The organism is Bacillus cereus group sp. MYBK79-1, assembly GCF_051915365.1.
Lineage (GTDB): Bacteria > Bacillota > Bacilli > Bacillales > Bacillaceae_G > Bacillus_A.
In genome coordinates, this window is record NZ_JBQAEO010000018.1 from 54,158 (window position 1) to 79,242 (window position 25,085).

Below are 25,085 nucleotides of genomic sequence, written 5' to 3' on the forward strand. Positions count from 1 at the left end.
AAGCTATAAATCTAATATCAACAAACAACTTAGATTACCAACCTTATAAGCAAAATCATAATCGTGAATAGTTAGGGAAAAGATAAAGTAAGGTAATCAATTACATATCTTTATCCCAGGCGATTCATTGCTATCTTCTTTTTATTGAATGGGATATTTTATCCCGCTTTAATGGGCAGTAAGACCCCCACCTCAAAATGCAGCGAAAGCAAAGAATTTAGGTGGGGGTCGGGCTGCCCATAAAAGTCCGATTGGTTCAACTAATAATCAGTGGAGGATGAAGAAAACCCCCACTGATTAAAGTTTCACTTTATTTCATGTTTTTTTGAAAGGGTGTTTTTAATGGATAAAAAAGTATCTGCCATTCCTCAACCGAAAACATATGGACCGCTGGGTAATCTCCCATTAATCGATAAAGATAAACCGACCTTATCGTTTATCAAGCTGGCGGAAGAGTATGGTCCCATTTTCCGAATTCAAACTCTAAGTGATGCTATCATTGTCGTTTCTGGACATGAACTGGTAGCAGAAGTTTGTGATGAAACAAGATTTGATAAAAGTATAGAGGGTGCTTTAGCGAAAGTTCGCGCCTTTGCTGGAGACGGATTATTTACAAGCGAGACTCACGAGCCTAACTGGAAAAAAGCTCATAATATTTTGATGCCTACATTCAGCCAACGAGCAATGAAAGATTATCATGCTATGATGGTCGATCTTGCTGTACAACTCGTTCAAAAATGGGCACGGCTTAATCCGAATGAAAACGTAGATGTTCCGGAGGATATGACTCGCCTTACATTGGATACAATTGGTCTATGTGGTTTTAATTATCGATTTAATAGCTTTTATCGTGAGACCTCTCATCCTTTTATTACTAGCATGAGCCGTGCTCTAGATGAGGCGATGCACCAATTACAGCGGCTGGATATAGAAGATAAACTCATGTGGAGAACGAAACGTCAATTTCAGCATGATATTCAATCTATGTTTTCTTTAGTAGATAATATTATTGCTGAACGTAAAAGTAGTGGAAATCAGGAAGAAAATGATTTACTTTCCCGTATGTTAAATGTGCAGGATCCGGAAACTGGTGAAAAATTAGATGATGAAAATATTCGTTTCCAAATTATCACTTTTTTAATAGCTGGGCATGAAACAACAAGTGGATTATTATCTTTTGCAATCTATTTTTTATTAAAGAATCCAGATAAATTGAAAAAAGCCTATGAAGAAGTAGATCGAGTTTTAACAGATCCTACTCCAACATACCAACAAGTTATGAAACTTAAGTATATACGGATGATTTTAAATGAATCGCTACGTCTATGGCCTACTGCCCCAGCATTCAGTCTCTATGCAAAAGAAGATACAGTGATTGGTGGGAAATATCCAATTAAGAAAGGAGAAGATCGTATTTCTGTTCTTATTCCACAGTTACATAGGGATAAAGACGCGTGGGGAGACAACGTGGAAGAATTCCAACCTGAACGATTTGAAGAGCTGGATAAGGTTCCACATCATGCTTATAAGCCATTTGGAAATGGTCAACGGGCATGTATCGGCATGCAGTTTGCACTTCATGAAGCTACACTCGTAATGGGAATGCTTCTTCAACATTTTGAATTCATTGATTATCAAGACTATCAGCTGGACGTAAAACAAACATTAACGTTAAAGCCTGGTGATTTTAAAATTAGGATTCTACCCCGAAATCAAACTATTAACCATACTACTGTTCTTGCGCCTATAGAGGAGAAACTGAAAAACCATGAAATTAAGCAGCAAGTTCAGAAGACTCCTTCTATTATTGGAGCCGATAATCTTTCGCTTCTTGTTCTGTATGGATCGGATACAGGGGTAGCAGAAGGTATTGCAAGAGAACTAGCAGATACAGCTAGTTTAGAAGGTGTTCAAACGGAAGTGGTTGCTCTTAACGATCGAATTGGAAGTCTGCCAAAAGAAGGGGCGGTTCTTATTGTAACTTCTTCTTATAATGGAAAACCACCAAGTAATGCAGGACAGTTTGTGCAGTGGTTGGCGGAATTAAAACCGGATGAGCTAAAAGGTGTTCAATACGCAGTTTTTGGTTGTGGAGATCATAATTGGGCGAGTACTTATCAACGAATTCCAAGATACATTGATGAGCAAATGGCTCAAAAAGGAGCAACAAGATTTTCTACACGTGGAGAAGCGGATGCAAGTGGTGATTTCGAGGAACAGCTCGAGCAATGGAAACAAAGTATGTGGTCTGATGCGATGAAGGCATTTGGATTGGAACTTAACAAAAACATTGAGAAAGAACGCAGTACATTAAGTTTACAATTTGTTAGTCGTCTTGGAGGATCTCCTCTTGCGCGAACATATGAAGCAGTTTATGCATCTATACTAGAAAATCGTGAACTTCAATCATCTAGCAGTGAAAGAAGCACGCGACATATTGAGATATTCTTGCCAGAAGGCGCTACGTATCAAGAAGGAGACCATCTTGGGGTGCTGCCAATTAATAGTGAGAAAAATGTCAACCGAATTTTAAAACGCTTTGGACTAAATGGGAAGGATCAAGTCATATTGAGCGCAAGTGGGCGTAGTGTAAATCACATACCTTTAGACAGTCCTGTTAGTTTATTTGACCTTCTTAGTTATAGTGTAGAAGTTCAAGAAGCAGCCACTCGAGCACAAGTACGAGAAATGGTGACATTCACAGTATGCCCTCCTCATAAAAAGGAATTGGAATCATTATTGGAAGAGGGAGTTTATCATGAACAAATATTAAAGAAACGTATGTCAATGTTGGATCTTCTTGAAAAGTATGAGGCTTGTGAAATCCGATTTGAACGCTTTTTAGAACTTCTTCCTGCGCTCAAACCGCGTTACTATTCTATTTCAAGCTCTCCACTCGTTGCACAGGAACGTCTGAGCATTACGGTTGGTGTTGTTCATGCACCTGCATGGAGTGGGGTAGGGACATATGAAGGAGTCGCTTCTAATTATTTAGCTCAGCGTCATAATAAAGATGAGATTATTTGTTTCATTCGAACGCCACAATCAAACTTTCAATTACCTGAAAATCCAGAAACACCAATTATCATGGTTGGACCAGGTACTGGAATTGCACCATTCCGTGGATTCTTGCAAGCGCGTCGTGTTCAAAAGCAAAAAGGTATTAACTTAGGAGAAGCACATCTATACTTTGGTTGTCGTCATCCTGAAAAGGATTATCTTTATCGTACAGAACTAGAAAATGATGAAAGAGATGGATTGATCTCTTTACACACAGCTTTTTCTCGCCTAGAAGGATATCCTAAAACATATGTACAGCATTTAATAAAACAAGATAGAATCAATTTAATTTCGTTATTAGATAATGGAGCTCATCTTTATATATGTGGTGATGGAAGTAAAATGGCTCCTGATGTAGAAGATACCCTTTGTCAAGCATATCAGGAAATTCATGAAGTCAGTGAAAAAGAAGCAAGGAATTGGTTGAATCGTGTGCAAGATGAAGGGCGATATGGAAAAGATGTTTGGGCTGGAATCTAAATTCTTCTTAATTAGATAAGTAATATGTGACGAATGAACTTCTTTCGAGTAAGTGAATAAACCTATTTATAAAAATCCCGTGTTTTTATTGAATACGGGATTTTCTTATTTTTAATAAGCTGGACTGATATGGAACAAACCTGTTACTTAAGTTGTCTATTAAGTATACGTATAAAACAGGTGTTCATGATAGTTTGCTCATTTTATGAAAAGTGAGATACAAGAAGAATGATATCTTATAAATTCTTTAATTGTATCGGTATGTATAACACCTAGAAAAAACATATATTCTTGAAAGAGGTTGAAAATGGATGATAGTCTTAAACAAGTTTTTTAACATTTTACATTACAAAAAGATGGTACCTGTAGTATTTCTTTCATGTGCAACGCTTATAGGTTGTTCCGATAGTAATACTCAACCTGAATCACCTAAACAAACGAAACAAACAAATCAAATCAAACAAGAAACTACTGGTAATGATTCTTTTGCTAAACTTGAAAAAGAATTTGATGCTAAACTCGGTATTTATGCATTGGACACTGGTACGAATCAAACCGTTACGTATCAATCAGATGAACGGTTTGCATACGCATCTACTCACAAAGCTTTAGCTGTGGGAGTACTTTTACAAAAGAAATCAATAGAAGATCTAAATCAAAGAGTTTTGTATAATCGTGAAGATCTTGTTAATTACAATCCAATTACCGAAAAGTATGTTGATGCAGGTATGACTTTGAAAGAGCTTGCAGATGCTTCCCTTCGATATAGTGATAATACTGCACAAAATCTTATTCTTAAACAATTAGGTGGACCTAGTGAATTCAAAAAATCACTGAGAGAAATAGGAGATACCGTTACAAATCCTGAACGATTTGAACCAGAATTAAACGAAGTGCATCCAGGAGATGTACATGATACTAGTACCCCAAAGGCATTAGCTACTAGTCTTCAGGCTTTTGCGCTAGGAGATGTACTTTCAACTGAGAAACGGGATTTATTAATAGATTGGATGAAAAGGAATACTACGGGAGATAACTTAATTCGTGCTGGAGTTCCAGGAGGATGGGAAGTAGCTGATAAGACGGGTTCGGGATCTTATGGAACCAGAAATGATATCGCAATTATTTGGCCACCAAATAAAAAGCCAATTGTTCTTGCGATACTTTCTAATCATGATAAAGAGGATGCTAAATACGATGATAAGCTTATTGCATACGCAACCAAAATAGTGTTAGATGCCTTGAAAGCTAAAAATAAATAATAATAGTAATTAGTTATTGAAATTTTCCTGCTTTTCCGTCACAATACTGTGACGGCCTTTTTGTGTACTTTACAAAGAATCGTCTGAAGTAAAGAAAAAAGATAGAAACCATCTCTATTAAGTTTATTAATTAAGTAATAACAAATATATGCTTTATTGGATACTTATTGCATTTAATGTGGAGGAATAAAATGGAGTCGAAAATTCTTATTGTTGATGATGATAAAGAGATTAGAAATCTTATCTCTGTATATCTGGAAAATGAAGGCCTAAAAACTCAAAAGGCAGAAGATGCTATACAAGCTTTACAACTGTTAGAAGAAAAAGAATTTGATTTGATTATTTTAGATATTATGATGCCGAATATGGACGGCATTGAAGCATGTATAAAAATTAGGGAAGATTGCAATATGCCTATCATTATGCTATCTGCAAAATCTGAGGATATAGACAAAATTCAGGGTCTAGCCTCTGGCGCAGACGATTATTTATCAAAGCCGTTTAACCCATTGGAATTAATCGCTAGGGTAAAATCTCAATTAAGAAGATTTAAAAAATACAATTCATCAATAGAACATAATAAAAGCATTCTAGAAATTGGTGACTTAACCGTGAATACAGATACACGTCAAGTATGGGTAAGAGGAAAAGAAACAAGGTTAACTCCAAAAGAGTTTGCTATTCTCGAACTACTTGCCCGCAACAAAGGGATTGTCCTGAGTATAGCAAAAATATATGAAGCAGTTTGGAAAGAGGTTTTTTATAAATCAGATAATACAGTTATGGTGCATATTACAAAAATAAGAGACAAAATTGAAGAGGATTCAAAACATCCCATTTATATTAAAACTGTTTGGGGAATTGGGTATAAAATATGAAGAAAGTTAGTTTCAGAAATAAGATTATTATAAAACTTCTTGCTGCTGTTGCAGTTAGTTTTTTTATTTCATTTGGCTTAACAATCCTCATTTTGTTATACGTCATAGATCCATTATTTATAAAACACGAAGATTTTGGCATATTTGAATTGAGAATTGTAATGTTGTTCTTATTCACGTTCGCAATCTTCAACTTTATAATAATTTTTTTGATATTGGTTCGAAAGAAACTAGTATATTTGAAGCTCATTTCTGATAATGTGAATGATATTGCCAATGGAAAACTGGGTTTAACTATTGGGATTAACGGGAAGGACGAATTGACCCAACTTGCTCAAAATATCAACTATATGTCCAAGGAATTGGAAAATACATTTGAACAAGAAAGACGATTAGAACGTACAAAAAATGAACTTATAACCAATGTATCTCATGACTTACGCACACCGTTAACATCTATTATTGGCTATATAGATTTATTAAAAAGAGGGCAATACAACAGTGAAACACAATTACAGGAATACCTTGAAACTACTTATTCAAAGTCACAGAGACTGAAATGTTTAATTGATGAGCTGTTTGAATATACTCGTTTATCAGGCATAGATGCTAAGTTAAATCTTAATGAAGTTGATTTATCAGGTTTGTTGGAGCAAATAGTTGGAGAATACATTCCTATATTTGAAAAGGAAAGCTTAATCGTTCAAAAATCAATCACACAAGAAACAATACCTATCTTCATAGATGTAGAAAAAATGGTACGTGTATATGAAAATCTCTTTATGAATGCTATAAAGTACAGTATAAAACCATCTGAATTATCCGTATGTCTTGAATTAATGGATAACAAAGCAATTTTGAAAGTATCAAATAAAGTCGAGAAACCGCCTGTCAGCGATCCAAATAAATTGTTTGAAAGGTTTTTCAGGGGGGACAAGGCAAGACAAGATGACCAGGGAAATGGTCTGGGGCTTGCTATCTCAAAAAGAATTGTTGAACTTCATCATGGTAATATATACGCAGAATATAAAGACGGCTGGATGTCCTTTATTGTTGAACATCCAATTAAATAGAATGGCTTATGGAATTATAGTTTCCATAAGCTTTTTTTTTTAAAACTTAAGAAATCTTAAGGATTTTACGGGGTGTTTCCTAATTTTCATAGTTTATCATGGGTGTATTCAAAGTGATGAGGTGAGTGAAGAAGATAAAATGAAAGTTTTCATTGTAGCTTAAGGGTGGATGCAACATGACTATTTTGTTAGTAGTAAATAAAAATAGTAGCTTAGTGCAATGAAATAGAAAAAACAAACGTAGGAGGATATATATGATAAAACCAGTTGTAGATGTAAAAAACATTCAAAAATTGTACGGTAAAAAAGGTGAGAATCAATCACACGCATTAAAAGGTGTATCATTCTCAATTCAAGAGGGGGAGTTTGTCGGTGTTATGGGGCCATCTGGTTCTGGTAAAACAACATTATTAAATGTAATTTCAACGTTAGATAAAGCGACAGGCGGCGTTGTTGAAATTGCAGGTACGGATATAACGAAAATGAAACAAGGTGAGCTTTCTGATTTCCGTTCGCAAAAATTAGGATTCATTTTCCAAGACTTTAACTTATTAGAGAATTTATCTATATATGAAAATATTGCACTCCCACTTTCACTTCAAGGTGTTTCATCTCGTAATATTGGAAAGAAAGTAGAAAAAGTAGCTGATATGTTAGGTATTACAGCAATACTTCAAAAGTATCCATCTGAAGTATCTGGTGGACAAAAGCAACGTTCCGCAGCAGCACGTGCGTTAGTTCATGAACCTGCAATTATTTTAGGAGACGAGCCGACTGGAGCTCTAGATTCTAAAAATGCAACGAGTTTACTTGATGCCATGACAAGCTTAAATAAAGAGCAAGGTGTATCCATTATGATGGTTACGCATGATCCTTACAGCGCAAGTTACTGTCAGCGTATTTTATTCATTCAAGATGGTGAGTTATATAAAGAAATTCATTGCGGTGGTACCCGTGAAGAATTCTATAAAGAAATTTTAGACGTGCTTGCAAACTTAGGCACACAAAAAGCGTAAGAAAGGAAGTTCAATCATGTTATTTAAGCTTTCTATGTCAGGCCTAAAAAGTAAGTTGCAAGATTACATTGTCTTACTTGTTGGTCTTATTGTCTCTATTTCAACTTTTTATATGTTTCAAACGCTAGCATCCAATAAAACATTCCTTGAATCTAACTCTTCTATTAGAGATATTGTGTCTGTATTTAAAATCGGTTCCTTTTTGTTAGCGGTTATCACATTTTTCTATATTTTATATGCAAACTCTTTCTTATCAGCTCTTCGTCAAAAAGAATTTGGTATGTATATGATGTTAGGAGCAAAAAAGCATAAAGTTACCTTACTTATGTTTATCGAAACAATCACATTAGGTGCCACATCTCTTTTGATTGGAATTACAATTGGTGTAGGACTTGCAGAAGGTATCGGTCATCTATTAATGAAACAACTCGAGTTTGCTGGCGAAGGGTATAAAGCATTTTATCTGCCATCTATAGCTATTACTTGCCTCTTCTTCTTTGCACTATTTGTTTTATCGGCAATTATGAATAGTATTAAATTATCTCGTATTTCTGTACTGCAACTTGTACATGCAGATGAACAAACAGAACGTGTTGCCATAAAAGGAAAAATGACAGTTGTAATTGCATTCCTTGGTATTCTTTTATTAGGTATTGGTTATGCATCATTGATTTATATGTCACATGCAAATCCGCTAATTGCTTTGGGATTAATGGCCGTTGGATTAATCACAGCAACTGTTGGTACTTACCTTATATTTGGATCACTTCTCCCAGTTATGATAAACAAGTTAAAGAGTAATAAAAAACGTAGTGAAAAAGGCCTCAATGCTTTTACTTTTGCACAATTAAATTTCCGCATTAATGGTCTAACAAATGTGCTTGCAACAGTAGCGATCTTAGTAGCTCTTGGTGCTGGCGGAATTGCTTGTGGTATGGCATTTAAAAACAACATCTTAAACATGACAGATCAAATGCGAATTTACGATTCAGTCATTCATAATCCAACAGCGGAAGAAAAGAAAATTTTGGATGGTATCTTATTTCAAGAAAAACTTGAATATCATTACAAAGTTGATGATAGGTATGTTTATTATCTCAAAGAAGATGTAGAGAAAAATCGCCCTTTCATACAAGGTTTGAAGATAGAAAAAGTTTCAGAGGGATTACCAATTGGTGTATTTTCAATAAAACGGGTTAAAGGAGAGACCGACACAAAACAGTGGATTCAGGCTTTCAGAACGATCCAGCCCAATTATTTATATCCTGATTATGAAATGAAAATTGTGGATCAAAACATATACGATGGGTTGAAGGGTAAAGAAAGTACTGTGTTTATGGGGAAAACAAATGATTTTGGATCATACATAAAAGAATGGAAAAAACTTGATGAATTACAAATAGCAAAATATAAAAATGTGAAAGCGGAAGAATTGGATAGTAAGTATCAAGCATATATTAGGGGTCATGATTTTGCCAGCGGACTAATGTTTATGGGCTTCTTCGTTGGAATTGCATTTTTAGCAATGATGGCAAGTTGCTTAATGTTTAAAGTTCTGTCGGGAGCATCAAAAGATGTAACACGTTATCAAATGCTTCATAAAATTGGTGTCCGCCGAGAATTATTAAAAAAATCAATTTATAAAGAGTTATTCTTCATATTCTTATTCCCAGCAATTGTGGGGATTACTCATATATTAGTTGGTATGAACATGTTTAGTCCTCTTGTAATCGATCCGTACTTTCGTATTTGGTTACCACTTGTTATTTTTGTAGTAATTTACTCGATTTATTACTTGATTACAGTTCAATTATATAAAGGAATTGTACTCCCGAAAAAAGATTAATGTAATGATGTTATTTATCCCGCTATTTGCCGGGCAGTAGGACCCCCACCTCAAAATTCAGCGGAAGCAAAGAAGTTAGGTGGGGGATCAACTACCCGTAAAACCCCCACTGATTAAAGTTTCACTTTATGCGTTCAAGTTACTATCGTTTTGTGATTATTTTACAAATAGGGTGTTTCTCCAATTAGTGCTTGAATAATAATAGCAATACGAATTTAGACATTACTATCATTCGAATCATAATCAGTAAAAGAATGGGAAGGATTTTTATACAAAGGAATTCCTGATGAATTTTATATTAAAAATAGGGGTGAGTGAAGATGGCATATTTATTGCAAGTTGATTTCCCGTTTGAAGGTCCTTTTGGTGAAGAAATGGAAAAAGCATTTCGGGATTTAGCAAAAAGTATTAATGAAGAAGAAGGATTCCATTGGAAAATATGGACGGAGAATCAAGAAACGAATGAAGCTGGAGGCATCTATGTATTTGAAGAAAAACAAGATGCCGAAAAATACGCGGAAATGCACAAAAACAGACTTCAAACATTTGGTGTTAAAGATATTAGAGTAAGAATTTTTGCCATAAATGAAAAGTTAACGAAACTGAATCGTGGTTATAGTAACTAATAAGGGACACGGAATTGAAAAAAGGAGGGGGATACTCCCTTCTTTTTTTAATTGATGTTATAGAAAGAATAGCGTGTTTTTTTATTTAGGGGCATTTCTTTTTGATAGTTTGATATCGATGTGACAATACCTCATTATTATTTTTCAGGTTACAATACATGTATTGCTTCAATAACATATAATCATTCTTAAGAATGTCATTGAAATGTACCAATAGATGTTAGTGCAGCAAAATAAATTGTGTTATGATGTGAGCAAATATAAAGCTATGTAACGGAGGGATTCACATGCCGCATGTTGTGTTTCGTGGAATTACTACTGAACAATTAAAAAGCATAAGCAAGCCATTAGTAGAAGAGCTTGCAGATATCTGTGAGTGTGGTACGGATAATTTTACCTTGGAACTACCAAGTTCTACGTTTGTATTCAATGGAGAAGAAATAGAAGCGTTTCCTCTTATTGAAGTAAAATGGTTTGAGCGTGGACAGGAAATTCGTGATCGATTTGCTAAGGCCATTACTACATATGTAATGGATTTTGGACTTCCAGAAGTAGAGGTTGTATTTACGGTTTTTACAGAATCAGCGTATTATATTAACGGGAAGCATTGTGCAAGTTAGAACTATTTGAAAGATTTTTATAACAGTAAGAAAAGAAATAGGAGAGAATATCCTATTTCTTTTTATTTCTATAAAAAAATATAACTGCTAAATCTAAAGTAATGATAATAATTAGAAGAAATACTTCTATAAGTGCATCAGTTTTCCCATTTTGCAAAGACTTTATAAAGAAATCCCATTCTTTTTCATAGGGAGGCTCTGACCAATTTCGTTGCAGTCCCAACACCATGCCATTTATGAAAAAGACAATACTTAATAGAATCCTTCCAACAAATAAAGCAGTTACTTTTATATTCCACTTCTTTAGCAGGATTATATAAAGAAGTGGAAATAGTATAAGTACCCAAAAAACGATAATAAAAACTGTATTCATCATTTTACCCCCTAACTCAATACTTATTGCTAAAACTGAGTGGAGTTCTAATTTTTATTGTGAAAGTAACTATAGAATATACGTTAATTCGTACTTGTAATAGAAAAGAAGCCGGAATTCCGGCTTTGTTTATCTCTCCGTCTCAAAAAACTCAATCCACTCTCCATCAGGACCAGCGAAGAATATGTAACGTGTTCCATCTGGTAATGTTTCAATTTCTTCTCCTAGTAGGAAGGTTACGCCGTGTTTTTGTATTCTTTCGATTTCATCCTCTAATGAATCCACTTTAAAGCAAATGTGATGTACTTTTCCTTCTGCCGGAAGAGAAGAGTTGTAGCCTTCAATTAATTCGAGTATCGTTTCCTTCGATTCTTCCACACCTAAAAAAGCGAGTTTTAAGTTTGGATTCGGGTGCCCCATACGTTTAATGAGCTGTAAGCCGACTACCTCTTCATAAAATGAAATAGATGTTTCTAAGTTTGCAACCATAAGTCCAACGTGTTCAATTCTTCTAACTGGCATGTAGATTCCTTCTTTCTGAAAATTATATACAATATATTATTGAAAATTAAGAAAATAAGCAAGATAAAAACCTTACAAATTTTAGCGTGTTATATGGTATAGTGAGAAAGTATGTTTGGGGAGAAGGAAGGAGATTATACGATGAATACACCTACTCAAACTCCTTCATTATCGGCAACGATGAAAGAGTGGCATTATGCATTAGCGTATGAAATTAAACATTGGAAAACGATAGGTGGTAGTAAAATTTCTATCATGAACGGTCGTTTTTTATATACAGATTATGAAAGTACAGTATACGTATTTCAGCTTATATCGGAAGTAAGCTTACCTGAAGGTTCACCAATTCGAATTGAGTTTGATGGTGAAGAAGCGACAGGAGAAGTATTATCTGTACACGGATTAGAAATAGAACTGAAATTAAATGATTATATACAAGGTGAAATAAGAGAAGCTGTTTTATACAGTGAACCGTGGCAATTGTTAGAGCAACTACAAGAGCGATTGAAAGAGGCACATAAAGATAAGCTAAAACGTAATCGTATAAAGCGTCTTGTTGATGGGACGAGCAGTCCGAAACATATTGAGAAGATGAAAAATCCGAAAAATGAATTGGCGTATCGTTCGTTTTACAATCCGACAACGTACGTGTGGGGACCACCTGGAACAGGGAAGTCTTACAATTTATCACGTATTATTTCAGCGCATTATCAAAAGGGAAAATCGGTACTTGTATTAGCTCATAGTAATGCAGCAGTGGACGTATTAATGAGTGAAGTAACGAAGCAAATTGAGAAGAAAAAGAAATGGACGCCTGGTGAAATTGTTCGTTACGGTTATAGCCAGCATGATCATATACGAAATCATGAAACGTTACTTGCGTCGAAGTTAGTTGAAACGACGAACGGATCTTGGGGAGAAGAAAGACTCTATTTAGAAGAAACACGCCAAGATCTTCGTGAAAAGATTTTATCATATAAAGCGACTTCTGCTGATAAGAAGCGTATACAAGAGATTGAAAGTGATCTTCGAAAGCAAAAAGCGAAAATTAAAGAAGTAGAAAAAGAATACATTGAAAATGCGAAAGTAATCGGCGCAACGTTATCGAAATGTGCCATTGATTCACTTATTTATGAGCGTACATTTGATTTAGTTGTAGTAGATGAAGTGAGTATGGCATATGTTCCGCAAATTGCATTAGCGGCTTCACTTGGGAAACGCATCGTCGTATGTGGGGACTTTTTGCAGTTACCTCCAATTGCGATGGCGAACCATGAACTCGTTCGAAAATGGCTCGGGGAAGGTATGTTTTACCATGCCGGAATTGTTGAGTCTGTCAATAAATCAGAAGCACATCCGAACCTCTTTATGCTGCAGGAACAAAGACGTATGCATGCGGATATATCGAAGTTTACAAATTCATTTATTTATAAAAATAGAGTGTATGATCATCCGTCTGTTTCAGAGCGTACAGAACTTGCGCAATTGCAACCGTTCGCAAATGAGGCAAGTGTTTTATTTGATACGAGTTTAATGGGAGCCTTTTCTTTAAAAGACGCTGCTTCTGGATCTCGTTTTAATATTATGTCTGGTTTAGTAGCGATGCAAATGATGTTAATCGGACTGTTAGATGGTGTTCAATCGATCGGTGTTGTTACACCTTACAGGGCACAATCCCGCTTTTTATCAACGTGTATTAGAGAAATGTTGCAGAGAACGAAATATCAAAACATACCAGTTTTAGCGGCGACAGTTCATAAGTTTCAAGGGTCTGAAAGAGATATGATGATATTTGATACAGTCGATAGTTATCCGCAAGAACGACCTGGCGTGTTATTCTTTGACCATAAAAACCATCGCCTCGTCAACGTTGCAGTGACGAGAGCGAGAGGAAAGTTCATTCAATTATCAGATTGCCATTATATGCGTAAAAACCTTTCGAGAAAACAAGCGTTATCACAATTAACAGCTCATATAGAACGTCACGGAGATGTGTATGATCGCACGACATCAAGACAATTGTGGGAACGAAAAATTTCGAAACGTTTACGCTGGTTTATGGAAATGAATCTTGAAGAGCCGAAAGGATTATTGAAAGATATTTTAGCCGCAAAACGAAAAATCATTATTTCACTACCAAGTACAAAGCAAGTGGATAAACGAGTATGGCAAGCGTTAATGCGTACAAATGCGCAAATAACGGTGTATAGTGATGGACCAGTTCCATTGAAAAACGTAAAGTTACAAAGGCAAAATAAAGCATTCCCGTTTATCGTAATCGATGATGAAATCTTTTGGGCAGGCGCACCGCTCACATCACAAATGATATTTGAAGGTAGTACGGAATTTCCGTACGTATGTGCAAGACTGCAAGCACCAGAAACAATTGGTGTACTAAAAGGATTTTTAGATATTCGGTAAATTCGGATAGGAATTCATTGACTTTTACCTGGAATGAACTTAGAATAAAAATAATTTAATATAATTTTATGAAAATTCTTATCACGAGAGGTGGAGGGACTGGCCCTATGATACCTCGGCAGCGGATTCTTTATGAATACTGTGCCAATTCCAGCAAGGTAACTTGAAAGATAAGAAAGAAGCTCATTTTGACTGTATATGCAGAAGCCTCTTTCTATCTTTTAGAAAGAGGCTTTTTTACGTGAAAATAAAAGGAGGAAGAACAATGGGAGCGACTGGAGTAACGTCACAAAGAAAAACAATTGAAGAGAGTATAGAAAGAAATAAGGAAAAGTACATAGAAACAAGTCATAATATTCATGCGAATCCGGAGATCGGTAATCAAGAGTTTTACGCATCAAGAACGTTAAGTTTATTGCTAGGGAGTGCAGGATTTCAATTGCAGCACAATATAGCTGGACATGAAACAGGATTTATTGCGCGGAAAAGTTCAGGAAAGCAAGGGCCAGTTATCGCGTTTTTAGCTGAGTATGACGCTTTACCCGGGCTCGGTCATGCGTGTGGTCACAATTTAATTGGGACAATTAGCGTTGCGGCAGCAATCGCATTATCAGAAACGCTTGAAGAAATTGGAGGAGAAGTTGTCGTGTTTGGAACACCAGCTGAAGAAGGAGGACCAAACGGTAGTGCAAAAGCGAGTTATGTAAAGGCTGGTTTGTTTAAAGATATTGATGCGGCGCTTATGATTCATCCGAGCGGAAAAACAGCGACAACGAGTCCTTCACTAGCAGTCGATCCACTTGATTTTCATTTCTACGGAAAAACCGCTCACGCTGCAGCTTCACCAGAAGAAGGAATTAACGCATTAGATGCAATTATCCAGCTGTACAACAGTATTAACGCACTTCGCCAACAGCTTCCGTCAGATGTAAGAATTCATGGTGTTATTACAGAGGGCGGAAAAGCACCTAACATTATTCCTGACTACGCCGCAGCAAGGTTCTTTATTCGTGCAGCAACGAGACAGAGATGTGGGGAAGTAACAGAAAAAGTAAGAAATATCGCTGAGGGAGCAGCATTAGCAACAGGCACAAAAGTAAAAATCCATCAATTCCAAAATGAAATCGATGAACTACTCGTAACAAAAACATATAACGACGTCGTAGCCGAAGAACTAGAATTACAAGGTGAAGACGTAAACCGTAAAGAAAGAGTTGGAATCGGATCAACGGACGCAGGAAACGTAAGCCAAGTCGTACCGACCATTCACCCGTACATTAAAATCGGCCCAGATGACTTAATTGCGCATACGAATGAATTTAGAGAAGCAGCACGTTCAGAACTTGGAGACAAAGCGTTAATTACATCAGCAAAAGCACTAGCAAATACGGCGTATCGATTAATTACGGAAGAAGGATTGTTAGATAAGGTGAAGGAGGAGTTTAAAGAGGCGCAGAGGAATCAGGGATAGATAAAAAAAGGAGTGAATTTGACGAGGGAAATGAAAAACTTACGTTTTTCATTTCGTAAAACATATGCACAATGCAAAAAGGCGGCCTTTCGTTCAAACTTGAACGGAAAGTCGCCTGTTTCTTATGCTTTTTTACCTTGTTTCTTTCATTTATGAGAAAACTTATGCTTTACATTTCTATACAAAATCAAATAAAATATTCATTAATGAATAGATTGAATTTTCTTAATTTTGAACGGTGGTGAAAAATTGTTATATACAGAATTTATTTCTGAAACAGAGACGATATTGGAATCTTTAATGGATGATTTAATCGTAACAGATGTAAATGGGACGATTCTAAAAGCGACACAATTTACCGCTGATAGATATGGAATTAAGTATGAAAGTTTAATCGGTGCTTCTATTTATGAATTGGAACGAACAGGTATTATTACTCCGATTGTGACACCGTTAATCATACAAAAAAAAGAGAAAATCACAGTTGTTCAGCTTACAAAGACAGGTAATAAATTGCTAGTAACGGGAGTACCCCTATTGGATGAGGAAGGCGAAGTATATCGAGTTGTAAGCTACTCTTATGATGTTTCGGATTTGATAGAAATTCAGAAATATTTAGATCATATGCAAGAGGAACTGGAACGTGTGAAAGAGGAAGCTCAACTTGCACTGCGTGAAAAAATTACATCAGTAGGGTTAATTGCCGATGATCCTGCTATGTATAAAGCAATGGAGACAATACATCAAGTTGCAGAGGTGGATGTAAATACAGTTCTACTTGGAGAATCAGGAGTAGGAAAAACAGCTATTGCTCGTTATATTCATGATAAAAGTCCAAGAACATATGGACCTTTTATTGAAGTCAATTGTGCTGCTATACCTGAGTCTTTATTTGAGGCTGAATTCTTTGGGTACGAAGCTGGCTCTTTTACAGGGGCGAAAAAAAATGGAAAACCCGGATTTGCAGAACTTGCTCATGGGGGAACTTTGTTTCTTGATGAAGTAGGAGAGCTTTCACTTGAACAACAAGTAAAACTTCTTAAGCTAATTGAAGAAAGACAATTTTATCGAGTTGGTGGAACAAAGCTGAAGAATGCAGATTTTCGGCTTATTGTCGCAACAAATCGTGATTTAGAAGAGCTGGTAGAGAATAAAAAATTTAGACAAGATTTATATTTTCGTTTATACGTTGTACCAATTTTGATTCCTCCATTACGTGAACGACCTCAAGATATTATGAATTTGATTTATTTATTTTTGAATAAATTTTGTACTCAATATAAAAGGGAGAGGGAATTGGATCAGGCGGTCATACAAATTTTATTACAGCAAAAGTGGAAAGGAAATGTAAGAGAATTAATGAATATAATAGAACGGCTCGTGATTACATCACATTCAAAGCTTATTACGATTGAAAATATACCAGATTACTATAAATCTAAGAGTGGTGATGAATTCGTTACAAAATCGTCTCAAACTCTTACAGAAATACTAGAAATGGTAGAGAAGCAAGTATTATTGGATGCTAAGAGAAAATATAAAACGACTGTGAAAATAGCAGAGAATTTAGCGATAAGTCAGCCCTCTGTAGTAAGAAAATTGAAGAAGTATAAGATAAATTGAAGTTATGAATTGTGAGAAGATGGATGAAATATTTTCGTCCATCTTCTTCTTTTTTCTAAATTGGCATGATAGTTGCATTAATAAACAATACAAAGGAGGAGAGAACATTGCCTTATATCAATACTTATTTTCAATGCTTTAAGATTTAGCACAAGAAAAATAAGTAGGGGATAAATTGATAAGTCAACCTTTATGAGTATGAGGCAAAGAATATCCTAATGTAAGATTTATTTTATTTAAAGTTGTAGAAAAATAAATGGTAGGAGTGAGAAGATGTATAAACCTAAGGACTCTGCTATGTCACCTCGTTTTTGTGGAGTGAAAACGTTTATGAGACTAGAACAAAAAAATACTACTGAAAATGTAGATTTTGCAGTGCTAGGAATTCCTTTTGATACTGCACAGTCGTATCGTGTGGGAGCGCGTTTAGGACCGAATCATATTCGGAATTTTTCAAGTTTATTACGTCCATATAATCCAGATCAGGCAATTGATATTTTTGATTATTGTTCAGGGGTAGACTATGGAGATTTAGATATTGTACCTGGTAATATTCATCGTACATATGACAATATCGTAGAAGGTTTAACACCTTTATTAGAAAAAAGGATTGTACCTATTATATTAGGCGGGGATCATTCTATTTCATTAGGAAATTTAAGAGCATTCGCAAAGAAATTTGGCCCTATAGCTCTTGTTCATTTTGATTCGCATAGTGATACATGGGATCATTACTATGGGGAAAAATATATGCATGGAACTCCATTTCGACGGGCGGTTGAAGAAGGGCTTATTAATGTCGATCATTCTATTCAAGTAGGAATGCGTGGTCCTTTGTATGGACCAAATGATATAGAGGATGCAAGAGAGTTAGGTTTTGAAGTTATCCCAATGAGAGAAGTGCGGAAAATTGGATATACAGAAGTGTTACGGAGAATTCATGAACGAGTAAAGGATGCAGTGACTTTCGTTTCATTTGATATTGATTTTATAGATCCTGCATACGCACCCGGAACGGGAACGCCTGAAATTGGTGGACCTACAACGATTGAAGCAGTGGAACTTATGCAAGGATTAGATGGATTACATATTGCTGGATTTGACTTAGTCGAAGTGTTACCTGCGTATGATAGTGGAGAAATTACAGCAATTGCAGCATCAAGTATTGCATATGAAATGATTACTCTTGTAGCGATGCAAAAAAGACGTAATTTAGTAAGGCTAAAATAGTATGTATTGTAAAGGAGGATGTTATGAATACAGTAGATATATTACTAATGGCTGGTTATTTTATAATTATTATTGGTATTGGTTTTATAGGGGCAAGGAAAGCAAAAACATCTGAAGATTTTATGGTTGCTGGTCGTAGTTTAGGTTTAGTAATGTATCTAGCTTGTTTAGCCGCAGTAATTCTTGGTGGGGCATCTACAATTGGAACTGCAAGATTAGGATATGAATTTGGTATTTCAGGGATATGGCTCGTTGTTATGATTGGAATCGGAATTATTCTATTAGGAATATTTTTAGTGAAGAGAGTATCAAGATTTAAAATCATTACAATCAGTGAACTGTTAGGGTTACGTTTTAATTCACAAACAAGAGTAATTACTTCATTAATTACATTTATATATGTAACGATGATTACTGTAACGCAAGTAATTGGAATGGGGACTATATTAAATGTACTACTAGGGTGGGATATTAAACTTTGTATGTTATTAGGCGGTAGTGTAGTTGTTATGTATACATTACTGGGAGGCATGTGGTCTGTAACGATGACCGATATATTTCAATTTATTGTAATGACAATTGGAGTATTTGCAATTATGTTACCTCTTAGTTTAGAGAAGGCTGGAGGTTGGTCTGCTCTTCAAGAAAAATTACCACATAGTTATTTTGAAATAGCCAACATTGGTGGAGATAAAATTTTCTCGTACTTTCTCTTATATTGTTTAGGGGTACTAATCGGCCAAGATATATGGCAGCGGATTTTTACTGCCAAGACTGTAGGGATTGCGAAAAAAGGTACAATTGGCGCAGGGGTATACTGTCTTTTATATGCTGTTGCAATCAGTATAATTGGTATGTGCGCTGCTGTAGTTTTTCCGAATTTAAGTGATCCACAAAGTGCGTTTATAACAATGGCCATTACAATTTTACCAGTAGGCTTATTAGGGATTGTCATTGCAAGTGTTGTTTCAGCTCTTATGTCAACTGCATCTGCAACACTATTAGCGTCTTCAACATTAATTGTAAACGACATAATAAAAAGTACTACATCTAAGAATATGAGTGAAAAGGCTGTAATTAGAACTTCAAGAATTTTAACATTAATTATCGGAATATTCGTAATAATTAGTGCTGTCTGGATTCAGGATGTTATTGTAGCGTTAGATGTTGCATATGCAATATTATCTGGATCGGTATTCTTTCCGATAATTTTAGGGCTGTTTTGGAAACGCGTAACAGACAAAGCGGCATTTTACTCTATTATTTTAAGTGCAATTGTCACGATAGTTGGTTTAATTGTACAAGGTCTTTCGGCTACAGATCCAATCTTATATGGGATGGTATGTAGTGTTTTATCAATTTTCATCATTTCGTATTTAACGTCACCAGAATTTGAAAAATATGAAGAGTGGAAAGAACAGCACACAAATGCAGATGCAGATGCATAAGCAGATGAATCAATGATTTTTATATGCAATGGGAAACTGATGTACAATGATAAGGAGGAGTTCAAATGACTACAAATTGGAATCATTTAATTGAAAGAATGCCACAATTACTAGCACCAAGTATGGCAAAAGACCATCCGAATTTACCGGTCGTGAAAGAAGAAGGATGTTATTATTTTGGGCTAGATGGGAGGAAATACCTTGATTTTACATCAGGTATTGCAACGACCAATGTTGGACATCGTCACCCAAAGGTCGTACAAGCAATTAAGGATAGTGCAGAGTGTCTGACTCACGGCCCATCTGGAGTTATCATGTATGAGTCAATTTTACGTCTTGCGGAAGAACTTGGGAAGGTATTGCCTCCTAAGTTAGATTGTTTCTTTTTTGCAAATAGTGGTACAGAAGCGATTGAAGGGGCGATTAAGTTAGCAAAGTATGTGACAAAAAGACCGTATGTTATTTCTTTTTTAGGGTGTTTCCATGGGCGATCAATGGGGGCATTAAGTGTAACAACTTCCAAAAGTAAATATCGTAAGTTTTTGCAACCTAATGGGCTAACGTATCAAATTCCATATGCAAATATTAAAGATTGTCCGGAAGGGATTGATCCTGAGAAGCACTGTGTTGAAAAACTAGAAAGAGATTTTGAAACTCTGTTTAATCATCAAGTTACACCAGAAGAAGTTGCATGTGTAATTGTAGAGCCTGTGCTAGGGGAAGGGGGATATATTGTTCCACCAGCTGAGTGGCTAAAGAAAGTTCGTGAAATTTGTAATCAGCATGGAATTCTATTAATCTTTGATGAAGTACAAACAGGATTTGGTCGTACAGGTGAATGGTTTGCAGCACAAACATTTGGAGTAACACCAGATATTATGGCAATCGCAAAAGGAATTGCATCAGGATTACCTCTTAGTGCAACGGTTGCGTCAAAAGAGTTGATGCAGGAGTGGCCATTAGGAACACATGGTACAACTTTCGGAGGGAATCCAATTGCATGTGCAGCGGCATTGGCAACTATTGAGGTAATGAAAGAAGAACGGCTGGTTGAAAATGCGAAAGAAATGGGTGCTTACGCAGTTCAGAAATTGTATAACTTAAAACAAAAACATTCTGTTATTGGAAGTATACGAGCAGTTGGGTTAATGATTGGAATTGAAATTATTAGCCCTGAAACAGGTACACCTAATGGTGAGGGATTATTTAAAATATTAGACATCGCATTAAAAAAAGGTGTACTATTTTACTTCTGTGGAAATTCAAGTGAAGTAATTCGAATGATTCCACCGCTTTCTATAAACAAAGATCAGATTGATGATGGGTTAGCAATTTTAGATGAGGCACTTACAGAATATGAGGAAGAGTTGAAGGTTTTTGTGTAGAATTAAAAAATAATAGATTTCGTTATATTGAGGGAGAAAAAGGAGGAGAATGGTATAGTACATTATGTAAATGGCATCCATTTGTTTTGAAAATAAAAGAAGTAGGTTGGGGATGTCCTAATGAGAACTATAAGACTGAATTGATGGTTTCCGAGTAGTTACATATATATCCTAAAGCAAGCTTTATTGTTATAACAATAAAGCTTGCTTTAATTCCTTGCAGATATCTTAAAAACAAAGGATGGGAAACTGTTTTTATAAAATAACAAAAATAAAGGTGAAAATGATTATACTAATACTTTGAAGTCGTCCGAGACACCACCTAGAATTAGTACAATCATTATACATGAAAAAAGCGAAAGCTTCCTCGATTGGACTACTCCCTTTTTTTATGAGATTTTTGAGAAAAAGTCCATGCCCATCAATTCGTTTTGCATTTGAATATCGAAAAAATAGTGACAAACAATAATACGAAAACACCATTAGAGATAGATAAAGTAGTTAATTGGATTAAGAAGAAAAAATATTTCAACATCGTAAATTAAAGAGTGAGAATCAAAGAGTGTATACGCTCAAGGAAGAGGATTATGAGGGTAATTATGAACCTAAAATTGAACAAGGGTATACAGTGCTAAAAATGAGTAAAGTTCTCTATGAAAATCAAGGGAACGTATTGAAGAATATTGAATTTTTACAATCAAAAATTTTAGAAATTTGGTCCTCACCTGATGAATTTTTTAACGAGGGAATAGGCTATTGTATAGTTTTTGACAATATGATTGTAAGTGTATGTTTTTCAGGGTTCGTTTTTGAAAATATACACTGTATAGATATTGAAACGATAGAAGGTCATCAAGGGAGAAAGTTAGCTCAAACGATAGCTCATAGTTTTGTAAAAGAATGTTTGGAGAATAATATCATTCCATATTGGTCCTGCATGGAAATTAATAAGCCTTCTGTGGCCGTTGTAGAAAATGTAGGTTTTTCAAATGTGTTTAATTATGTAGGTTATTATTTTCCGTTTGAGTAAATGAAGTGTATTTTACAAACCTATCATCGAGGGTTTTTACATGAAAGGAGAATAGTATGAAACACATAATAAAAGACGTAGTAATAAATTATTTTAAAGAAATTCATACATTAGTAGTGGAAGAAGAACTACATAAGAACAGTTGGCATACAGATCTACACTATAAAATCATCGTAAATGGAAATCGGTATTCCGCACGGTTTATAAATAGCGATCGAACAAGCAATCCGGCCTTTGGGACGTTATCAAATGAACAATTGAAAGAGCAAGTACGGTTTACGTATTATTTACGAGAGCATGGAATTCCATTTATGCAGATTAAAGAGAATAGGGCGGGAGAGTCATTTACATTTGTTACTTGGAATGATGAACAGTACCGGTTTGTATTATCTACTTGGATTGAAGGAGAACATATTACTCATTGTACAGAAACGATGGCAGAAGTCTTCGGAAAGGAAGCAAGAAAGGTACATGATATTTCTAGTACATTTCAAAGCTCGATTTTTCAAAAGAAATCTCATTTGGGCGTTTTATTGCACCAATAATGATTGTATTTTCTACATGGCTATCTCCAATTGTTGTGTTCGGAATTATATTACTTTGTACCCTTGTTAGTGCAGTTCTCTATGTGAAAGTATTTCGTATGATTTCAAATACAAACATACATAATTCTACAAAATAGCCCTGTTATGCAGGGTATTTTGTAATTTGAGAACTTAAAAGTTCTGTTAAGGGAAAGAAGAGAAGAATATATTAATCAAAAAAAATTGATTAACTGGTTGCATAAAGAACTCAACAACGTATATACTATAAACATCAAAAAAAGTTGATGAAGGGAGAGTGAACTAAAATGGCACAAGATTTTCAGTTATATGAGAAAAAGTTTAAAGCATTAGCGGATCAGAAGCGTTTAGAGATTATGTATGAACTTTGCCAGCGAGGCCAGACTTGTGTATGTGATTTAACAGAGATTTTTGAAATGACGCAATCGAAGTTGTCCTATCATTTAAAGATCTTGTTAGATGCTGGTTTAATTGTAAAAGAAACAAAAGGTACGTGGAGTTATTATGATTTAAATGATGCGGAAGTAAATAATTTATTATCAGAAGAATTATGCTGTATTTTTAGAAAAACAGGCAAAGGTAGTTGTTGTTAAAATTTTATACTATTAATCAAAAAAAATTGATTAATAATATGTAAAGAGGAGGAATAAGTTATGAGATATGTTCATGTTGGTATAAATGTTACGGATTTAGAGAAGTCTATTGAATTTTATGAAAAGGTATTTAGTGTGTCACCAGTTAAGGTGAAAGTGGATTATGCAAAATTTTTATTAGAGACGCCAGGAATTAATTTCACGCTCAACGTACGAGATGAAGTGAAGGGAAATCAGGTAAATCATTTCGGTTTCCAAGTGGATACAGCTGAAGAAATTACATTTCATAAAGAAAGATTAACAAAAGAAGGTTTCTTTGCGCGTGATGAGATGGATACGACTTGTTGCTATGCAGTTCAAGATAAGTTTTGGGTAACAGATCCTGATGGGAACGAGTGGGAATTCTTTTATACAAAAGCACAGAGTGATGTTCATAAAATAGAAGAGCCATCTTGTTGCACGACTTCTAACGTAGTAGAAAAAAATTCTTGTTGTTAATAGGAGATGGAAAATAAAATGAAGCGTTTATCTTTTCTAGATCGATATTTAACACTATGGATTTTTCTAGCTATGGCTGTTGGGATTGGTTTAGGGTTTGTGTTTCCTAGTGTAGTAGACGGACTACATACATTACAAGTTGGAACAACGTCTATCCCGCTTGCTGTCGGTTTAATTGTCATGATGTATCCACCGTTAGCGAAAGTTCGTTACGAGGAAATGGGCCGCGTATTTAAAGACGTAAAAGTATTGGTTTTATCTTTAGTACAAAACTGGATTATTGGACCTGTACTTATGTTTGTTTTAGCAATTATTTTTCTTCCTGATAAGCCAGAATACATGGTCGGGCTCATTATGATCGGTTTAGCACGTTGTATTGCAATGGTAATTGTTTGGAACGATCTTGCAGATGGGGATAAAGAGTATGCAGCAGGTTTAGTAGCTTTTAACTCAGTATTCCAAATGTTATTCTTCTCCGTTTATGCATACGTGTTTGTAACAGTCATTCCAGAATGGTTAGGAATTGAAGGAGCTATCGTCGATATTACAATGGTTGAAGTAGCGAAATCAGTATTTATCTACTTAGGCATTCCTTTTATAGCAGGTATGTTAACACGATTTGTACTTGTTAAGTTAAAAGGAAGACAGTGGTATGAAAAGGTGTTTATACCTAAGATTAGTCCACTTACATTGATTGCATTACTATTTACGATCATCGTTATGTTCTCTTTAAAAGGAGAGATGATTGTTAGCGTGCCACTAGATGTGGTAAGGATAGCGATTCCGTTATTAATCTATTTTATTGTAATGTTTTTTGTTTCTTTCTTTATGGGAAGAAAAATTGGTGCAAACTATCCGGTGACTACAACGTTAGCATTTACAGCAGGTAGTAATAACTTTGAGTTAGCGATTGCTGTAGCAGTTGGTGTGTTTGGTATTCATTCAGGTGCAGCATTTGCAGCTGTTATTGGGCCGTTAGTGGAAGTACCTGTAATGATTGCGCTTGTAAACGTCGCTTTTTGGTTTAAGCGTAAATATTTTAATGATCAACCAGTATAATTAAAAAC

At 35.3% G+C, this 25,085-nt stretch carries 19 protein-coding genes, 2 pseudogenes and 1 riboswitch; of the genes and pseudogenes, 19 read left to right on the plus strand and 2 right to left on the minus strand.

The annotated features are described in order from the left end of the window. The first annotated feature begins 342 nt into the window (after positions 1–342). The 8 genes from cypD to ACTFOB_RS22315 all read left to right on the plus strand — a co-directional run bounded on the left by cypD (position 343) and on the right by ACTFOB_RS22315 (position 10,861). Entirely contained in the window at positions 343–3,540 is a 3,198-nt protein-coding gene (gene cypD / locus ACTFOB_RS22280; protein WP_440029363.1) for a bifunctional P-450/NADPH--P450 reductase, read from the plus strand. 311 nt (positions 3,541–3,851) lie between these two features. Further along, complete coding sequence (bla, locus tag ACTFOB_RS22285) at positions 3,852–4,802, plus strand: class A beta-lactamase (protein ID WP_440029361.1); 951 nt, start codon at positions 3,852–3,854, stop codon at positions 4,800–4,802. 191 nt (positions 4,803–4,993) lie between these two features. Beyond that, complete coding sequence (locus tag ACTFOB_RS22290) at positions 4,994–5,680, plus strand: response regulator transcription factor (RefSeq protein ID WP_440029359.1); 687 nt, start codon at positions 4,994–4,996, stop codon at positions 5,678–5,680. Then, positions 5,677–6,753, plus strand: a complete 1,077-nt coding sequence (locus tag ACTFOB_RS22295) for a sensor histidine kinase (protein WP_440029358.1) — start codon at positions 5,677–5,679, stop codon at positions 6,751–6,753. Before ACTFOB_RS22290 ends, ACTFOB_RS22295 begins: the two co-directional genes overlap by 4 nt. A gap of 254 nt (positions 6,754–7,007) precedes the next feature. Further along, a complete protein-coding gene (locus ACTFOB_RS22300; RefSeq protein WP_353837962.1) occupies positions 7,008–7,769 on the plus strand; it encodes an ABC transporter ATP-binding protein in 762 nt (253 codons plus the stop codon). Between the two features lie 16 nt (positions 7,770–7,785). After that, a complete protein-coding gene (locus ACTFOB_RS22305) occupies positions 7,786–9,615 on the plus strand; it encodes an FtsX-like permease family protein (protein WP_440029356.1) in 1,830 nt (609 codons plus the stop codon). A 320-nt stretch (positions 9,616–9,935) separates the two neighbouring features. Beyond that, entirely contained in the window at positions 9,936–10,241 is a 306-nt protein-coding gene (locus ACTFOB_RS22310) for a monooxygenase (protein WP_440029354.1), read from the plus strand. 287 nt (positions 10,242–10,528) lie between these two features. Next, entirely contained in the window at positions 10,529–10,861 is a 333-nt protein-coding gene (locus ACTFOB_RS22315; RefSeq protein WP_001120970.1) for a DUF1904 family protein, read from the plus strand. A gap of 52 nt (positions 10,862–10,913) precedes the next feature. Here the strand turns inward: ACTFOB_RS22315 and ACTFOB_RS22320 are convergent, their stop codons facing one another. Further along, entirely contained in the window at positions 10,914–11,237 is a 324-nt protein-coding gene (locus tag ACTFOB_RS22320; protein WP_440029351.1) for a hypothetical protein, read from the minus strand. A gap of 126 nt (positions 11,238–11,363) precedes the next feature. Beyond that, positions 11,364–11,756 (minus strand): VOC family protein, encoded by a 393-nt coding sequence (locus ACTFOB_RS22325; RefSeq protein WP_212086927.1) that lies wholly within the window; start codon positions 11,754–11,756, stop codon positions 11,364–11,366. A gap of 111 nt (positions 11,757–11,867) precedes the next feature. On the opposite strand from ACTFOB_RS22325, the gene ACTFOB_RS22330 reads away from it, so the two are divergent. From ACTFOB_RS22330 to arsB, 11 genes and pseudogenes are all read left to right on the plus strand, one after another. Continuing rightward, the gene (locus tag ACTFOB_RS22330) at positions 11,868–14,177 is read left to right on the plus strand and encodes an AAA domain-containing protein (protein ID WP_440029349.1); all 2,310 of its coding nucleotides are present in this window, start codon (positions 11,868–11,870) and stop codon (positions 14,175–14,177) included. Positions 14,178–14,252: 75 nt separating this feature from the next. After that, positions 14,253–14,354: riboswitch (SAM riboswitch) on the plus strand. An 88-nt stretch (positions 14,355–14,442) separates the two neighbouring features. Then, positions 14,443–15,648 (plus strand): M20 family metallopeptidase, encoded by a 1,206-nt coding sequence (locus tag ACTFOB_RS22335; protein ID WP_440029347.1) that lies wholly within the window; start codon positions 14,443–14,445, stop codon positions 15,646–15,648. A 249-nt stretch (positions 15,649–15,897) separates the two neighbouring features. Continuing rightward, positions 15,898–17,271 (plus strand): sigma-54 interaction domain-containing protein, encoded by a 1,374-nt coding sequence (locus ACTFOB_RS22340; protein WP_000967368.1) that lies wholly within the window; start codon positions 15,898–15,900, stop codon positions 17,269–17,271. 273 nt (positions 17,272–17,544) lie between these two features. After that, the gene (gene speB, locus ACTFOB_RS22345) at positions 17,545–18,501 is read left to right on the plus strand and encodes an agmatinase (protein ID WP_151634798.1); all 957 of its coding nucleotides are present in this window, start codon (positions 17,545–17,547) and stop codon (positions 18,499–18,501) included. Positions 18,502–18,524: 23 nt separating this feature from the next. Next, the gene (locus tag ACTFOB_RS22350) at positions 18,525–19,949 is read left to right on the plus strand and encodes a sodium:solute symporter (protein ID WP_151634800.1); all 1,425 of its coding nucleotides are present in this window, start codon (positions 18,525–18,527) and stop codon (positions 19,947–19,949) included. A gap of 65 nt (positions 19,950–20,014) precedes the next feature. Beyond that, a complete protein-coding gene (locus tag ACTFOB_RS22355; RefSeq protein WP_440029344.1) occupies positions 20,015–21,334 on the plus strand; it encodes an aspartate aminotransferase family protein in 1,320 nt (439 codons plus the stop codon). A gap of 517 nt (positions 21,335–21,851) precedes the next feature. Next, a pseudogene (locus ACTFOB_RS22360) lies at positions 21,852–22,364 on the plus strand (GNAT family N-acetyltransferase); the annotation flags it as partial. Between the two features lie 56 nt (positions 22,365–22,420). Further along, a pseudogene (locus tag ACTFOB_RS22365) lies at positions 22,421–22,888 on the plus strand (aminoglycoside phosphotransferase family protein); the annotation flags it as partial. Between the two features lie 326 nt (positions 22,889–23,214). Beyond that, positions 23,215–23,520 (plus strand): arsenical resistance operon transcriptional regulator ArsR, encoded by a 306-nt coding sequence (arsR, locus tag ACTFOB_RS22370; RefSeq protein WP_000046014.1) that lies wholly within the window; start codon positions 23,215–23,217, stop codon positions 23,518–23,520. A gap of 60 nt (positions 23,521–23,580) precedes the next feature. Beyond that, positions 23,581–24,018, plus strand: a complete 438-nt coding sequence (locus ACTFOB_RS22375; RefSeq protein WP_440029343.1) for an ArsI/CadI family heavy metal resistance metalloenzyme — start codon at positions 23,581–23,583, stop codon at positions 24,016–24,018. An 18-nt stretch (positions 24,019–24,036) separates the two neighbouring features. Then, positions 24,037–25,077 (plus strand): ACR3 family arsenite efflux transporter, encoded by a 1,041-nt coding sequence (gene arsB / locus ACTFOB_RS22380; protein ID WP_440029341.1) that lies wholly within the window; start codon positions 24,037–24,039, stop codon positions 25,075–25,077. Positions 25,078–25,085: the final 8 nt, after the last annotated feature.

Coding starts and splice junctions, on each gene's coding strand:
- ACTFOB_RS22315 (WP_001120970.1), top strand. CDS start 10,529: ATGCCGCATGTTGTGTTTCGTGGAATTACTACTGAACAATTAAAAAGC.
- ACTFOB_RS22290 (WP_440029359.1), top strand. CDS start 4,994: ATGGAGTCGAAAATTCTTATTGTTGATGATGATAAAGAGATTAGAAAT.
- ACTFOB_RS22335 (WP_440029347.1), top strand. CDS start 14,443: ATGGGAGCGACTGGAGTAACGTCACAAAGAAAAACAATTGAAGAGAGT.
- ACTFOB_RS22300 (WP_353837962.1), top strand. CDS start 7,008: ATGATAAAACCAGTTGTAGATGTAAAAAACATTCAAAAATTGTACGGT.
- ACTFOB_RS22320 (WP_440029351.1), bottom strand. CDS start 11,237: ATGATGAATACAGTTTTTATTATCGTTTTTTGGGTACTTATACTATTT.
- ACTFOB_RS22295 (WP_440029358.1), top strand. CDS start 5,677: ATGAAGAAAGTTAGTTTCAGAAATAAGATTATTATAAAACTTCTTGCT.
- ACTFOB_RS22330 (WP_440029349.1), top strand. CDS start 11,868: ATGTTTGGGGAGAAGGAAGGAGATTATACGATGAATACACCTACTCAA.
- arsR (WP_000046014.1), top strand. CDS start 23,215: ATGGCACAAGATTTTCAGTTATATGAGAAAAAGTTTAAAGCATTAGCG.
- ACTFOB_RS22375 (WP_440029343.1), top strand. CDS start 23,581: ATGAGATATGTTCATGTTGGTATAAATGTTACGGATTTAGAGAAGTCT.
- bla (WP_440029361.1), top strand. CDS start 3,852: ATGATAGTCTTAAACAAGTTTTTTAACATTTTACATTACAAAAAGATG.
- ACTFOB_RS22305 (WP_440029356.1), top strand. CDS start 7,786: ATGTTATTTAAGCTTTCTATGTCAGGCCTAAAAAGTAAGTTGCAAGAT.
- cypD (WP_440029363.1), top strand. CDS start 343: ATGGATAAAAAAGTATCTGCCATTCCTCAACCGAAAACATATGGACCG.
- arsB (WP_440029341.1), top strand. CDS start 24,037: ATGAAGCGTTTATCTTTTCTAGATCGATATTTAACACTATGGATTTTT.
- ACTFOB_RS22310 (WP_440029354.1), top strand. CDS start 9,936: ATGGCATATTTATTGCAAGTTGATTTCCCGTTTGAAGGTCCTTTTGGT.
- ACTFOB_RS22355 (WP_440029344.1), top strand. CDS start 20,015: ATGACTACAAATTGGAATCATTTAATTGAAAGAATGCCACAATTACTA.
- speB (WP_151634798.1), top strand. CDS start 17,545: ATGTATAAACCTAAGGACTCTGCTATGTCACCTCGTTTTTGTGGAGTG.
- ACTFOB_RS22350 (WP_151634800.1), top strand. CDS start 18,525: ATGAATACAGTAGATATATTACTAATGGCTGGTTATTTTATAATTATT.
- ACTFOB_RS22325 (WP_212086927.1), bottom strand. CDS start 11,756: ATGCCAGTTAGAAGAATTGAACACGTTGGACTTATGGTTGCAAACTTA.